The organism is Streptomyces sp. NPDC003943, from assembly GCF_053605265.1.
The window spans coordinates 1-13,176 of the sequence record NZ_JBSGIW010000090.1; the positions used below are offsets into that span (position 1 = coordinate 1).

At 72.2% G+C, this 13,176-nt stretch carries 11 protein-coding genes; 3 read left to right on the forward strand and 8 right to left on the reverse strand.

Annotated features, from left to right (window positions below; genetic code table 11):
* The 5 genes from ACWEV0_RS29185 to ACWEV0_RS29205 form a co-directional block, all read right to left on the reverse strand.
* Window positions 1-2,248: ATP-binding protein (locus tag ACWEV0_RS29185; RefSeq protein ID WP_453152614.1), on the reverse strand; the 2,248-nt coding region annotated here is incomplete at its 3' end.
* Window positions 2,249-2,255: 7 nt separating this feature from the next.
* Window positions 2,256-2,429, reverse strand: a complete 174-nt coding sequence (locus tag ACWEV0_RS29190) for a hypothetical protein (protein WP_453152615.1) — start codon at window positions 2,427-2,429, stop codon at window positions 2,256-2,258.
* Between the two features lie 158 nt (window positions 2,430-2,587).
* Window positions 2,588-4,852, reverse strand: coding sequence for an MMPL family transporter (locus ACWEV0_RS29195; protein ID WP_453152616.1), 2,265 nt, complete (start codon window positions 4,850-4,852; stop codon window positions 2,588-2,590).
* 143 nt (window positions 4,853-4,995) lie between these two features.
* Complete coding sequence (locus ACWEV0_RS29200) at window positions 4,996-6,432, reverse strand: ricin-type beta-trefoil lectin domain protein (protein ID WP_453152617.1); 1,437 nt, start codon at window positions 6,430-6,432, stop codon at window positions 4,996-4,998.
* Window positions 6,433-6,567: 135 nt separating this feature from the next.
* Window positions 6,568-7,563 carry an ArsR/SmtB family transcription factor gene (locus ACWEV0_RS29205; RefSeq protein ID WP_453152618.1) on the reverse strand — a complete coding sequence of 332 codons (996 nt, stop codon included), beginning with the start codon at window positions 7,561-7,563 and terminating at the stop codon, window positions 6,568-6,570.
* A gap of 128 nt (window positions 7,564-7,691) precedes the next feature.
* On the opposite strand from ACWEV0_RS29205, the gene ACWEV0_RS29210 reads away from it, so the two are divergent.
* The 3 genes from ACWEV0_RS29210 (at window position 7,692) to ACWEV0_RS29220 (ending at window position 9,811) form a co-directional block, all read left to right on the forward strand.
* On the forward strand, window positions 7,692-8,645 hold the full coding sequence (locus ACWEV0_RS29210; RefSeq protein ID WP_453152619.1) for a hypothetical protein: 954 nt from the start codon (window positions 7,692-7,694) through the stop codon (window positions 8,643-8,645).
* A gap of 120 nt (window positions 8,646-8,765) precedes the next feature.
* Complete coding sequence (locus ACWEV0_RS29215) at window positions 8,766-9,230, forward strand: hypothetical protein (RefSeq protein ID WP_453152620.1); 465 nt, start codon at window positions 8,766-8,768, stop codon at window positions 9,228-9,230.
* Between the two features lie 122 nt (window positions 9,231-9,352).
* The gene (locus tag ACWEV0_RS29220) at window positions 9,353-9,811 is read left to right on the forward strand and encodes a hypothetical protein (protein ID WP_453152621.1); all 459 of its coding nucleotides are present in this window, start codon (window positions 9,353-9,355) and stop codon (window positions 9,809-9,811) included.
* Between the two features lie 92 nt (window positions 9,812-9,903).
* Here ACWEV0_RS29220 and gatB read toward each other — a convergent pair whose 3' ends face one another.
* The 3 genes from gatB to gatA are packed head-to-tail and all read right to left on the reverse strand — an operon-like array spanning window position 9,904 to window position 13,169.
* Window positions 9,904-11,415 carry an Asp-tRNA(Asn)/Glu-tRNA(Gln) amidotransferase subunit GatB gene (gene gatB, locus ACWEV0_RS29225; RefSeq protein ID WP_453152622.1) on the reverse strand — a complete coding sequence of 504 codons (1,512 nt, stop codon included), beginning with the start codon at window positions 11,413-11,415 and terminating at the stop codon, window positions 9,904-9,906.
* A gap of 15 nt (window positions 11,416-11,430) precedes the next feature.
* Window positions 11,431-11,610, reverse strand: coding sequence for a hypothetical protein (locus ACWEV0_RS29230; protein WP_403792557.1), 180 nt, complete (start codon window positions 11,608-11,610; stop codon window positions 11,431-11,433).
* 56 nt (window positions 11,611-11,666) lie between these two features.
* Window positions 11,667-13,169, reverse strand: a complete 1,503-nt coding sequence (gene gatA / locus ACWEV0_RS29235) for an Asp-tRNA(Asn)/Glu-tRNA(Gln) amidotransferase subunit GatA (protein WP_453152623.1) — start codon at window positions 13,167-13,169, stop codon at window positions 11,667-11,669.
* Window positions 13,170-13,176: the final 7 nt, after the last annotated feature.

Here is a 13,176-nt window from a genome sequence, read left to right on the forward strand (position 1 = left end):
TGTGTGGGGTGCTCTGTCGTGGGGGGGGGGGCGGGGCGGGGGCGGCGCGCGCGACGGCGAGCTGGGCGAGCAGGGCCAGGGCGCTGCCGCCGGGCTTGGTGACGGCGGCGCCGGTGCGCAGCAGCGTCTCGGCCTCCTCCTGGGCGCGGTCCCATTCGCCGAGCGAGTACAGCGACTCGGCGAGGTTGGCGCGGATCCAGCCGGCGCTGTCGACGAGGCCGCGGGAGCGGGCCATGTCGATGCCGGCGGCGGCGGTCTCCACGGCCTCGCGGGAGCGGCCGAGGCCCTCCAGGGAGGAGGAGATGTTGACGTGGGCGCGGGCGGCCTCGTGGAACTGGCCGAGGGCCGTGGTCCGCTTCCGCACCTCGTGCATCTCGGCGAGGCCCTCCTCGACGTCTCCGGCGAGGACCAGGATGGTGCCGAGGGTGAGCCGGGCGTTGAGCTCGGTCGCCTCGGCCTTGACCAGGCGGGCGTACTCGACGGCCCGTTCGGCGGCGGCGAGCGCCGCGTGGCCGGGGTTGCGGAGCATGCCCCAGCCGGCGGCGACGGCGAGGACGACGGCGTGCACGGCGGACGGCGGCAGGCCGCGGACGAGTTCCTGGGCGCGGGCGATCTCGGCCCAGCCGTCGCCGCGGGCCAGGTTGGACTTCATCCGGGCCGCCTCGACGTAGAACCAGGCGGCGCGCAGCGGGTCCTGCTCGCCGTCCTCGTCGAGGATCCGCAGGGCGGTCCGGCCGATCTTCAGGGCTCGTTCGCGTTCGCCGGAGAGACGGGCGGCGACCGCGGCCTCGGCGAGCAGGTCGACGTAGCGCAGCGGGGTGGTCTCGGGGTCGCAGCCGCAGGCCGGGTACGCCTCTGCGTAGTCGATGGGGCGCAGCGAGCTGCGGACCTCGTCGGCGACCTTGTCCCAGAGTTCCAGGGCGCGTTCGAGGAGCCGGAGCTGCTCGGCGTACGCGTGGCGCTTGCGGGTCTCGACGGAGGCGCGGAGCACGGCGGGCAGGGCCCGGGCGGCGTCGTGGGCGTGGTACCAGTAGGTGGCGAGCCGGTTGGCGCGCTCGTCGGCGCGGACCAGGCCGGGGTCGGCCTCCAGGGCCTCGGCGTAGCGGCGGTGCAGGCGGGTGCGTTCGCCGGGCAGCAGGTCGTCGCTGACGGCCTCGCGGACCAGGGAGTGGCGGAAGCGGTAGCCGTCGCCTTCGGGGGCGGCGAGCAGGATGTTGGCGCCGACAGCGGCGCGCAGGGCCTCGATGAGGGTGTCCTCGGGGAGTCCCGCGACGGCGGCGAGCAGTTCGAACTCGACGGTGGAGCCGCCTTCGGCGACGATCCGGACGACCCGCTGGGCCGACTCGGGCAGGGTCTCGACGCGGACCAGGAGGATGTCGCGGAGGGATTCGCTGAGGGAGCCGACCTCGCAGCCGCACTCGTGGGAGGCGACGAGTTCCTCGACGAAGAAGGCGTTGCCGTCGGAACGGCGGAAGACCTCGTCGAGCAGGGCCGGTTCGGGTTCGGCGGCGAGGATGCCGGTGAGCTGACGGTGCACCTCGGCGCGGGTGAAGCGGCTGAGTTCGACGCGGCGGACGGAGCGCAGCCGGTCGAGTTCGGCGAGCAGCGGGCGCAGCGGGTGGCGGCGGTGGATGTCGTCGGCGCGGTAGGTGGCGACGACGGCGATCCGGCCGCGGTCGAGGGTGCGGAAGAGGTAGGCGAGCAGGTGCCGGGTGGAGGCGTCGGCCCAGTGCAGGTCCTCCAGGACGACGACGAGGGTGCGGTCCTCGGCGAGGCGTTCCAGGAGCCGTGCGGTCAGCTCGAAGAGACGGGCGGTGGCGTCCTCGGCGGCGGGTTCGAGGCCGCCGACGTCGCCGAGTTCGGGAAGCAGCCGGGCGAGTTCGCCCTCGTGGCCTTCGGTGGCGGCGGCGAACTCCTCGGGGAGTTCCCGGCGCAGGGCGCGCAGGGCGGTGGAGAAGGGCGCGAAGGGCAGCCCGTCGGCGCCCACCTCGACGCAGCCGCCGAGGGCGACGACGGCGCCCTGGGCGCGGGCCCGGGCGGTGAACTCCTCGATCAGGCGGGTCTTTCCGACACCGGCCTCGCCGCCGACGAGGAGCGCCTGGGGCTCTCCCGCGCCGCCGCGGGAGAGCGCCTCGGTGAGGGCGTTGAGTTCGCCGGCGCGGCCGACGAAGACGGGGCTGACTGACCTGGTCTCCACGGCGCCGAGCATGGCACAGAGGTCCGGTGCTCCGCTCGTACGGGTGACCATGTGGAGGTCACGCGGCCCGGGCGAAGCGGTTCCGGTCGGCGGTCACCCGCCCCTCCGGTTCCTGGCGGCCGGTGCGGCGCGCGCGGCGGGCGGCGCGGGCGGCCTCGTTGGCCAGGCGCTGGGCGGCGGCCTCGGCGACGAGCTCGGCGTGGTGGGCGACGTGCAGCTGGTACTCGAACATCGTGTGCTCCCTGGGGATTTCGGTTTCGGTATCGCTCCTTGCGATGCCTCTACTTTCGTCTCCCAGGGGGGTCTGCGGCATCGGGCGGGTGCCGCATGTTCGACGTACGGGGGGCCTTAGGCGTACCTCAGGGTGCCTTAGGGCCTCACGGGGAGGTCCTAGGCTTCCTCGGCCTTGGTCATGACCACGCGCTGAGCCGGTATCCCGGCGCTCTCCGCGGCGTCCGCGATCTCCGTGGGGATCTCCGTGGGGAGCTCCGCGCGGGCGTCGGCGGCGTCGCGGCACTCGGGCGGTTCGATGCTGATCCGGGGCAGCCGGCGGTCCAGCCAGCGGGGCAGCCACCAGTTGGCGCCGCCGAGCATGTGCATGAGCGCGGGGACGAGGAGGGTGCGCAGCACGAAGGCGTCGAGGGCGACGGCGGCGGCGAGCGCGATGCCGAACATGGCGACGACCCGGTCGCCGGAGAGCACGAAGGCGAGGAAGACGGAGATCATGATGACCGCCGCCGAGTTGATCACCCGGCTGGTCTCGGCGAGGCCGACCCGTACCGCGCGGCGGTTGTCGCCGGTCTCCAGCCACTCCTCGTACATCCGGCTCACCAGGAAGACCTGGTAGTCCATGGAGAGGCCGAAGAGCACCGAGACCATGATCACGGGCAGGAAGGGTTCGATGGGCCCGGCGCTGCCGAGGCCGAGCAGCTCGCTCCCCCAGCCCCACTGGAAGATCGCGACGACCACGCCGAAGGCACCGGCGACGGCCATGATGTTCATCAGCGCGGCCTTGAGCGGGATGCCGATGGAGCGGAAGGCGAGCAGCAGCAGCACACAGCCGAGGGAGATCACGACGCCGACGAAGAGGGGCAGCTTGCCGACGATGATCTGGGCGAAGTCGTCGAAGGAGGCGGTGACGCCGCCGACGTGGACCTGGAGCGAGGTGCCGTCGGAGGCGGTCGGCACGACGTGGTCGCGGAGCCGGTCGACGAGGTCGCTGGTGGCGCTCGACTGCGGCGCGGAGTCGGGGACGACGGTGATCACGGCGGTGTCGCCGGAGCTGTTGTACGTGATCGGCGAGACCGACTCGACGCCCTGGGTGTGCGCGAGGCGGGCCGGCAGCTGGTCGAGGGCGAGCCGGTCGTCGGCGCCGTCGAGCGAGGCGACGAGGGTGAGCGGCCCGTTCGTGCCGGGGCCGAAGCCGTCGGCGATCAGGTCGTACGCCTTGCGGGTGGTCGCCGTGGCCGGGTTGTTGCCCTGGTCGGAGGAGCCGAGGTGGAGCGAGAACGTCGGCAGCGCGAGCACCACCATGACGACGGCGGCGGCCGCGCCGAGCAGCTTGGGGTGGCGCTCGACGAAGGCGGACCAGCGGGCGGCGAAGCCGGTGGGCAGCTCGGGCTGCGGGCCGTGCTCGGTGAGCTGCCGCCGCTCGCGGCGGCTGAGGGCGCGCATGCCGATGAGGGAGAGCAGCGCGGGCAGCAGGGTGACGGAGGCGGCGACGGTGAGGACGACGGTCAGCGAGGCGGCGATGGCGACGCCGTTGAGGAAGCTGAGCCGCAGGATCAGCATGCCGAGCAGCGCGATGCAGACGGTGGCGCCGGCGAAGACCACGGCCCGGCCGGTGGTGGCGACGGCCGTCCGGGCGGCCTCTTCGACCGGCAGACCGCGTTTGAGGCCCTTGCGGTGTCTGGTCACGATGAACAGCGCGTAGTCGATGCCCACGCCGAGGCCGATGAGCATGCCGAGCATCGGCGCGAAGTCGGCCACCGTCATGACGTGGCCGAGCAGCACGATGCCGGAGAAGGCGATGCCCACGCTGACCAGGGCGGTCGCGATGGGCAGCAGGGCCGCGGCGAGGGAGCCGAAGGCGAGGAAGAGGACGACGGCGGCGACGGCCACGCCGACGATCTCGGCGATGTGCCCGCCGCCGGCCTCGGTGGAGCCGACGGCGGCGCCGCCGAGCTCGACCTGGACGCCGTCGGTCTCGGCGGCCTTGGCGGTGTCGACGAGGGCCTGGGCCTCGGCCTCGGGGATCTCGTCGGCCTGGGCGTCGAAGGTGACGGTGGCGTAGGCGGTGCGCCCGTCCGCGCTGATCTGGCCCGGCGCGGAGCCGTACGGGGAGGTGACGGAGGCGATGCCGGGGAGGGCCTCGACCTTGCGGAGCATGCCGGTCATCCGCTGCTCGACCCCGGAGGCGCTCACGCTGCCGCGGTCGGTGTGCCAGACGATGGTGTCGGTGTCACCGCCGGCGCCGTGGAAGCCCTTCTCGAGGAGGGCGGTGGCGCGGCCGGACTCGGTCCCGGGGACCTCGTAGTCGTTGGAGTACGCGCTGCCGGCGAGCGCCGCCCCGGTGCCGACCCCGCCGAGAGCGAGGAGCCAGAGCAGGACTGCGGCGAGGCGGTGCTTCACGCACCATCGGGCGATGGCTGCCAACGGACGCGCTCCCTGGATGGATCGGTGTTCCGCCCACTGTCGCAGCCAAACGTGATCGTTTGTCCCTTTCGTGGCAATGGTCACAAAGGTGTGGCGGGGGTAAGGGACGGAAGTCCCCGGCCCCCGCCACACGGGTCAGCGGGTCAGCTGCGCTGCCACTTCTGGTTGCTGCCGTCATTGCCGTACCAGAGGCCGACCGAGCTGCCGGCGGCCGTGGCCGCGCCGCCGACGTCGAGGGCCAGGCCGGAGTCCTGCGCGGTGACCGAGCCGCCGGCGTTGATGTTCCACTTCTGGTTGGTGCCGCCGTTGCACGGCCACAGGATCAGCGGGGTGCCGCCCGTCGTGCCGCCGTGGTCGACGTCCAGGCACATGTCGCCGTAGACCCGCAGCTCCTTCGCGGCCGTGTAGGTCCACTGCTGGTTGCCCTGGCCGTTGCAGTACCAGATGATCATCTTGGTGCCCGGCTCGTGCGAGGCACCCGGCACGTCCAGGCAGAGGCCGGAGCCCACGCCGCGCAGCACGCCCGCGGTGATGGCCGGGCGGCCGGTGCCGAACCAGGACCAGGCGAGCCGGTCGGCGGCGGAGGTGTTGGTGGTGCGCAGGGTGAGGTCGGTGCCGGTGCCCTGGAGCTCGGTGAGGCTGTAGCCGTCGCCGTTGCGCAGGCCGGGCCAGTAGACCGAGCCCATGTTCAGCTCGCGCAGGGTGTCGGTGTCGGCCTGGAGGTAGGCGATCTCGTTCGAGCCGTTGACCGGGCCGTTGTAGTCCAGGCCGGTGTTCAGTGTGGCGCCGAACTCGGTGAGGACGGTGCGGGAGGCACAGGTGCCGACCTTGGTGCGCAGGTCGGCGGACCACTGGGAGTGCTGGGTCCAGTCCGCGTGCCAGAAGCCGTACTGGTGCAGCGAGAGGTGGGTGCCGGCGAGGCGGCTGTCGGCGCAGACGGGCCGGACGTCCTCGCTGTAGCCGGTGCCGCCGACGAAGACGCGGTCGCGCGGGATGCTGCGGCCGTGGTCGCCGAGCCAGCGGGCGGCGGTGTCGGTCCACTCGCTCGCGGAGTAGCCGAAGGGCTCGTTCATCGGCTCGAAGTAGACGCGGTCGTTGTCGGCGTACCGGTCGACGATCGTCGCCCACATCGCGTCGTAGGCGGCCTGGTCGTCGATCCGGCCGTCCTTGGCGGCGCCGGAGCCCTCCCAGTAGGCGAGCACGACCTTGGCGCCCTTGCCGACGGCCGCGTCGACGGCGCCCGCGTACGAGCCCCACCAAGGGCCGTTGACGGTGGCCGGGTTGACCGGGAGCCGGACGGTGTCGGCCCCGAACTTGCTCTGGAACTGGCCGATGACGGCGGCCGACTTGTTGTACGTCGTCAGGTAGTCGTCCGCGGTCGACAGGCCGGACGGGACGACCTCGTCGTCGGCGTAGTTGTCGCGCGGATCGGCCCAGTTGACACCGTGGAACTGGCTGCTTCCCAACGTGGTCGCGGCGGCCGCCGCGGTGGCGAACGGGCCGGCCTGCAGGCCGAGCACGCCGGCCAGGCCGAGCGAGCCGACGGCGCCCAGCGCCAGGGCTCTCCGGAAAACGGACATGTATTCCCCCCATGTGATCACGTGTCGATCAGGCGCGATCGTATAGCAGCGGGTACGGCGCCGGCCCCGCGCCCGAACTCCGGTGCGGGGCCGCGCCCTTGAGCCACGGGAGGCGGGTACGCGGCCTTCGCCGCGCTAGTCGCCGAGGCGGGGGCTGCCTCCGTCCAGCAGGGCGAGACCGAGCTCGGTGACCGAGTGCAGGGTCGCGTTGCGGTGGCGCAGGCTGGAGACCAGCGCCGCCTCCCGCAGGGCCGTGATGTGACGGCTGGCGTTGGGCGCCGTCGTGCCCGCGCGACGGGCGAGCTCGCCCGTCGTCGCGATGCCGTCGGCCAGCGCGGACAGCAGGATCGCCCGGGTCGGGCCGATCAGCGCCGCGAGCGCGCGGCCGCCGGCCGGCGTGCTCTCCGGCGTCGCCCACCACGCGTCGTGCTCGATCGGGTGGACGAGGACCGGCGGCAGCGTCGGGTCGGCGAGCGTCGTCGGGGCGTAACGGGCGAAGAACGACGGCTGGAGCAGCAGGCCACGACCGTCGAGATGGAGGTCCTGGTCGACCGGGAAGTCGAGCCGCAGCACCGGATACTCCCAGTGCGCGGACGTGTGGATCGTGCTGAGGACCGCGTCCCAGCCGCCCTCCGCCAGCACGGCCGAGCGGCGTGACCGGTCCCGGCACGCCTGGACCCGGATGCGCTCCCAGAACGGGGCGAGCACCGTGTCGAAGTACGCGCTCGCCGCGTCGGCCAGGCGCCCCAGCCCCTCGGGCTTCCCCGTCGCCAGCTCCCGGCTCCAGGACGGCAGCCGCCGGCTCCCGTTCTGGCGCGCGAACTCGCTTAAGTCACGCTGGACTTGGCGCAGCGGGGTGGCGCGCAGCGCCTCCATCCGTTCGGCCAGACCTCCTTCGACCGCCGGGGTCAGGAAGTCCGCCGCGTAGCCGACCGGTGGCGCGAGGGCCGTCAACAGGCGCGTGGCGGACGGGACTCGGGGCAGCGACTCCCGCAGCCACGGCCCGAAGAGCACCCCGGCGTCCCGTCTTCGCAGCCGGTGGAGGCTGATCAGCAGTTCCCACATCGGGTCGGGTCCGGAGGCGATCCGGATCCGCGCGAGGTCCTCCCCGGTGAAGTGAATCCGCAGCATCTCAACCCCTCCCACCACGGCAATTACGTTTCAGCGCAATGAAGTTCACGGAACTCCCCCCGTCTCACAGACTCTGACCCGAACGGTGTTCGACCAGCACGCTCACCAACAGGACGGTGGATCGTAAAATGCCCGAGACCCTGGCGAGGAACGATTTCGGCGGGCGTGTCGCCGCGCGGGGGCTCGTACGCGCACTGGCCGCCGGAGCGGCCCTCGTCACGGTGGCCGGCTGCTCCGGAGCCACCGGGACCCCGCCCGCGGCACCCGCCCCCAAGCAGGCGGTGGCGCCGGCCGGGCTGACCGCGCTGCACGGACTGCCACCCGTCACCGACCTGCTCTTCACCCCCCAGCTGCGCAGCGCCCGGGCCCAGCAGAAGGTCGCGATCGCCTGCATGGCCCGGCGGGGCTACCGCTACGCCCCCGCTCCCCCGGCCGCGGACCCGGGCGCGGACGCTTCGGAGGAGCGCCCGCAGCCCTTCGGCCTCGAGTCCGCGCCCCCGGCGCGCACCGCGGCCACGGCAACCCCCACGCCGCCGTCCGAGGCGCCGCCCCGGCCCGGCAGCCCGGAGAGCACCGACGCCTACGCCCGGGCCCTGTTCGGCCGGGAGAGCGCGCGGGTCACCGCGAAGGGCCTGCGGATGAGCGTCTCCCGGCCGGGCGAGGGCTGCCTCGCCGAGGCCGAGACGCGACTGCTCGGCGACGGACGGATGCGCTGGCTCCAGGTGCGGATCATGCTCTTCGAGGCGCAGCAGCAGGCGCGCGGCGACGTGGAGAAGGACGCCGAGTTCCGGGCGGCGACCACGCGCTGGCGGGAGTGCATGGACCGGAACAAGGTCAAGGCCCAGGACCCCGTGGCGGTCCTGAACTCGCTGCGCTCGGCGGAGGCCCGGCGGACCAGCCCGGTCGCCGCGGCGGATCTGCGCTGCAAGGCGGAGACGGGGTACCTGACCACCGCGTACCACCGGCTCGCCGTCGCCCAGCAGCGCTGGCTCGACGAGCACCCCACCGTCGGCGCCGACTGGAAGAAGCTGTCCGCCCGGCAGAACAAGGCCGCCGACGAGGTCCTGGGCACGACCGGCTGAGCCCCGAACCCGGCCCCCCAGCCCCCTCCCGTACCACCACAGTCTTCCGCTTCCGGCCCCGGGAGCGGATGTCCCCGGCGGACCGCAGAGCGCGGTCCGCAGACGAAAGGACTACCGCTCGTGTCCTCGACCCACCCGAAGTCCGGCCTCCGCAGGAAGTTCGCCGCCGTCGCCGGCGCGACCGCGCTCCTCGTGGGCGGCGGCATCGCCACCGCCACGACCGCCTCGGCCGGACCCAACTGCGCGTCGGGCTACCACTGCGTCTTCATCGGCGGCATCGGCACCTCCGCCGGGCACGCGTTCTACAACAGCGACGCCGACTTCACCGACAACTACTTCGACGGCACGTCGCTCAACATCAACGACAACGTGTGGTCGGCCAGCAACTCCAGCAGCGGCGGCTACGAGAGCCACTACTACTACGACGTCAACTACGGCGGCGGCCTCGTCTTCTGCGTCAACCCCGGCAGCGCGGTCAACTACGACCGGCTCAGCGACGACGGCGTCGACGGCAACCACATCGGCCAGCGCGACGAGGCCAGCTCCCTGCTGATGCGCCCCTCGACGACCATCTCCTGCTTCTGACCGCGGACACCTTCTCGGTCCGCAGACCGAGGCGGGCGCACGGAGGAGCTTCCTCTCCCCCGTGCGCCCTTGCGGACCGTGCCTCACGCAGCACTACCGACAACCGAAAGGTAGAACACACCATGCGCAGGATCGGCATGAACTCCGGAATCCGCAGGAAGGCCGCCGCCGTCGCCGGCGCGACCGCGCTCCTCCTGGGCGGCGGCATCGCCACCGCGACGACCGCCTCGGCCGGCCCCAGCTGTCCCTCGGGCTACCACTGCCTCTTCGAGGGCAGCATCGGTGCCTCCGTGCACAACTACTACAACAGCGACCCCGACTTCACCAACGACGTGTTCACCAGCGGGCACGGCGTGAACGACAACTCGTGGTCGGCCAGCAACTCCAGCAGCGGCGGCTACGAGAGCCACTACTACTACGACGTCAACTACGGCGGCGGCCTCGTCTTCTGCGTCAACCCGGGCAGCTCGGTCAACTACGACCGGCTCACCGACGACGGCGTCGACGGCAACCACATCGGCCAGCGCGACGAGGCCAGCTCCCTGCTGATGCGCCCCTCGACGACCATCTCCTGCTTCTGACGGACGAGCACAGCAGCGAGCGAGCACACGAGAGCGGCCCCGCACCGGAACTCCGGTGCGGGGCCGCGCCCTTGGGCCGTACGGGGCCGGGATCAGCCCTCGCTGACGCCCAGCTTCTCCAGGATCAGGTCCTTGACCCTCGCCGCGTCGGCCTGGCCGCGCGTGGCCTTCATGACCGCGCCGACCAGGGCGCCGACCGCCTGGACCTTGCCGTTGCGGATCTTGGCCTCGATCGCCGGGTTGGCGATGATGGCCTCGTCCACGGCCGCGGCCAGCGCGCCCTCGTCCGAGACGACCTTCAGACCGCGCTTCTCGACGACCTCGTCCGGGGTGCCCTCGCCGGAGAGGACGCCCTCGATGACCTGACGGGCCAGCTTGTCGTTCAGGTCACCGGAGGCGACCAGGGCCGACACACGGGCGACGTCCGCCGGGGCGATCGGGAGCTCCTCGAGGGAGACGCCCTTCTCGTTGGCGTTACGGGCCAGCTCGCCCATCCACCACTTGCGGGCCGACGCCGCGTCGGCGCCCGCCTCGGTCGTGGCGACGATCGCGTCGACCGCGCCCGCGTTGAGGATGGACTGCATGTCCAGCTCGGACACGCCCCACTCCTCGCGCAGCCGGTTGCGGCGCACGCGCGGCAGCTCGGGCAGGGCCTGCCGCAGCTCCTCGACCCACTCGCGGGAGGGGGCCACCGGCACCAGGTCCGGCTCGGGGAAGTAGCGGTAGTCCTCGGCGTTGTCCTTGATGCGGCCGGAGGTGGTGGTGCCGTCGTCCTCGTGGAAGTGACGGGTCTCCTGCACGACCGTGCCGCCGGCCTCCAGGATCGCCGCGTGCCGCTGGATCTCGAAGCGCGCCGCCCGCTCCACGGAGCGCAGCGAGTTGACGTTCTTCGTCTCCGAGCGCGTACCGAAGGTGGCCGCGTCCTTCCGCATCAGCGACAGGTTGACGTCGCAGCGCATCTGGCCCTTGTCCATGCGCGCCTCGGAGACGCCCAGGGCGCGGATCAGCTCGCGCAGCTCGGCCACGTACGCCTTGGCGACCTCCGGGGCCCGCTCGCCCGCGCCGACGATCGGCTTGGTGACGATCTCGATCAGCGGGATGCCGGCCCGGTTGTAGTCGAGCAGCGAGTGCGAGGCGCCGTGGATGCGGCCGGTCGCGCCACCGATGTGGGTGGACTTGCCGGTGTCCTCCTCCATGTGGGCGCGCTCGATCTCCACGCGGAAGATCTCGCCGTCCTCCAGCTGGACGTCCAGGTAGCCGTTGAAGGCGATCGGCTCGTCGTACTGGGAGGTCTGGAAGTTCTTCGGCATGTCCGGATAGAAGTAGTTCTTCCGGGCGAAGCGGCACCACTCGGCGATCTCGCAGTTCAGCGCGAGGCCGATCTTGATGGCCGACTCGACGCCGACGGCGTTGACGACCGGCAGGGCGCCGGGCAGGCCGAGGCAGGTCGGGCAGGTCTGGGCGTTGGCGTCCTGGCCGAGCTCGGTCGAGCAGCCGCAGAACATCTTCGTCTTGGTGCCCAGCTCGACATGGACCTCCAGGCCCATGACGGGGTCGTACTCGGCGAGCGCCGCCTCGTACGACAGCAGTTCAGTGACAGTCACGGTGGAACTTCCCTCTCAGCCCATCAGGACGTCGTCGTCGCCGAGACGCTTCAGCTCGCGGTACAGGATCGCGAGGCCGGTGACGATCGCGGCGGCGGACACGACGGCGTCGATCAGCTGCAGCGTGTCGTGCTCGGTGCGGGCCTTCTTGACCTGCTTCAGCACGCTCACGGCGCCGAAGGCGGTGGTGCCCATGGACAGGTACGTGCCGGTCCTGGACTTCTTGAAGCCCTTGGCCTTCTGCAGTGCACTCACAGCGACGGAGCCTCCTCAAGCAGCGGGTGACCCCACTTTTCCACGAAGGCGGCCTCGACGGCGGCACCGACCTTGTAGAGACGGTCGTCCTTCATGGCGGGGGCGATGATCTGCAGGCCGACCGGCAGACCGTCCTCCGGCGCCAGGCCGCAGGGCAGCGACATGGCGGAGTTGCCGGCCAGGTTGGTCGGGATGGTGCACAGGTCCGCGAGGTACATCGCCATCGGGTCGTCGGCGCGCTCGCCGATCGGGAAGGCGGTGGTCGGCGTCGTCGGGGAGACGATCACGTCGACCTGCTCGAAGGCCTTCTCGAACTCGCGGCTGATGAGGGTGCGGACCTTCTGGGCCGAGCCGAACCACGCGTCGTAGTAGCCCGAGCTCAGCGCGTACGTGCCGAGGATGATGCGGCGCTTGACCTCGGGGCCGAAACCGGCCTCGCGGGTGAGCGCGGTGACGTCCTCGGCGGACCGGGTGCCGTCGTCGCCGGTGCGCAGGCCGTAGCGCAGACCGTCGAAGCGGGCCAGGTTGGAGGAGCACTCGGACGGCGCGATCAGGTAGTACGCGGAGAGCGCGAGGTCGAAGGACGGGCAGTCCACCTCGACGATCTCGGCGCCGAGCGACTTCAGCAGCTCGACGGACTCGTCGAAGCGCTGCATCACGCCGGCCTGGTAGCCCTCGCCGCGGAACTGCTTGACGACGCCGACGCGCATCCCGGCCACCGAGCCGTTCCGGGCGGCCTCGACCACCGGCGGGACCGGCAGGTCGACGGAGGTGGAGTCGAGCGGGTCGTGCCCGGCGATCGTCTCGTGCAGCAGGGCCGCGTCGAGCACCGTACGGGCGCAGGGGCCGCCCTGGTCCAGCGAGGAGGAGAAGGCCACCATGCCGTAGCGGGAGACCGCGCCGTAGGTCGGCTTGACGCCGACGGTGCCGGTGACGGCGGCGGGCTGGCGGATCGAGCCGCCGGTGTCCGTGCCGATGGCGAGCGGGGCCTGGTACGCGGCGAGCGCGGCCGAGGAGCCGCCGCCGGAGCCGCCCGGGATGCGGGTGAGGTCCCACGGGTTGCCGGTCGGGCCGTAGGCGCTGTTCTCGGTGGAGGAGCCCATGGCGAACTCGTCCATGTTGGTCTTGCCCAGGATGACCACGTCGGCGGCCTTGAGCTTCTTGACCAGGGTCGCGTCGTACGGCGGGATCCAGCCCTCGAGCATCTTCGAGCCGACCGTCGTGGGCACGCCCTGGGTCGTGAAGATGTCCTTGAGCGCCAGCGGCACACCGGCCAGCGGGCCGAGCTTCTCGCCCCGGGCGCGCTTCTCGTCCACGGCGCGGGCCTGGGCGAGGGCGCCCTCGCGGTCGACGTGCAGGAAGGCGTGGACCTTCTCGTCGACGGCCTCGATGCGCGCGAGGTGGGCCTCGGCGACCTGGACGGCGGTGAGCTCGCCGGAGGCGATCTTCGCCGCGATCTCGGCGGCGGTGAGCTTGATGATGGTGCTGTTGTCCGTCATGACGTTC

What these genes read in the sequence shown, in the direction of transcription:
- gatA (WP_453152623.1), bottom strand. Translation starts at nt 13,169, where the DNA reads ATGACGGACAACAGCACCATCATCAAGCTCACCGCCGCCGAGATCGCG.
- ACWEV0_RS29220 (WP_453152621.1), top strand. Translation starts at nt 9,353, where the DNA reads ATGCGCAGGATCGGCATGAACTCCGGAATCCGCAGGAAGGCCGCCGCC.
- ACWEV0_RS29190 (WP_453152615.1), bottom strand. Translation starts at nt 2,429, where the DNA reads ATGTTCGAGTACCAGCTGCACGTCGCCCACCACGCCGAGCTCGTCGCC.
- ACWEV0_RS29210 (WP_453152619.1), top strand. Translation starts at nt 7,692, where the DNA reads ATGCCCGAGACCCTGGCGAGGAACGATTTCGGCGGGCGTGTCGCCGCG.
- ACWEV0_RS29205 (WP_453152618.1), bottom strand. Translation starts at nt 7,563, where the DNA reads ATGCTGCGGATTCACTTCACCGGGGAGGACCTCGCGCGGATCCGGATC.
- ACWEV0_RS29230 (WP_403792557.1), bottom strand. Translation starts at nt 11,610, where the DNA reads ATGGGCACCACCGCCTTCGGCGCCGTGAGCGTGCTGAAGCAGGTCAAG.
- ACWEV0_RS29200 (WP_453152617.1), bottom strand. Translation starts at nt 6,432, where the DNA reads ATGTCCGTTTTCCGGAGAGCCCTGGCGCTGGGCGCCGTCGGCTCGCTC.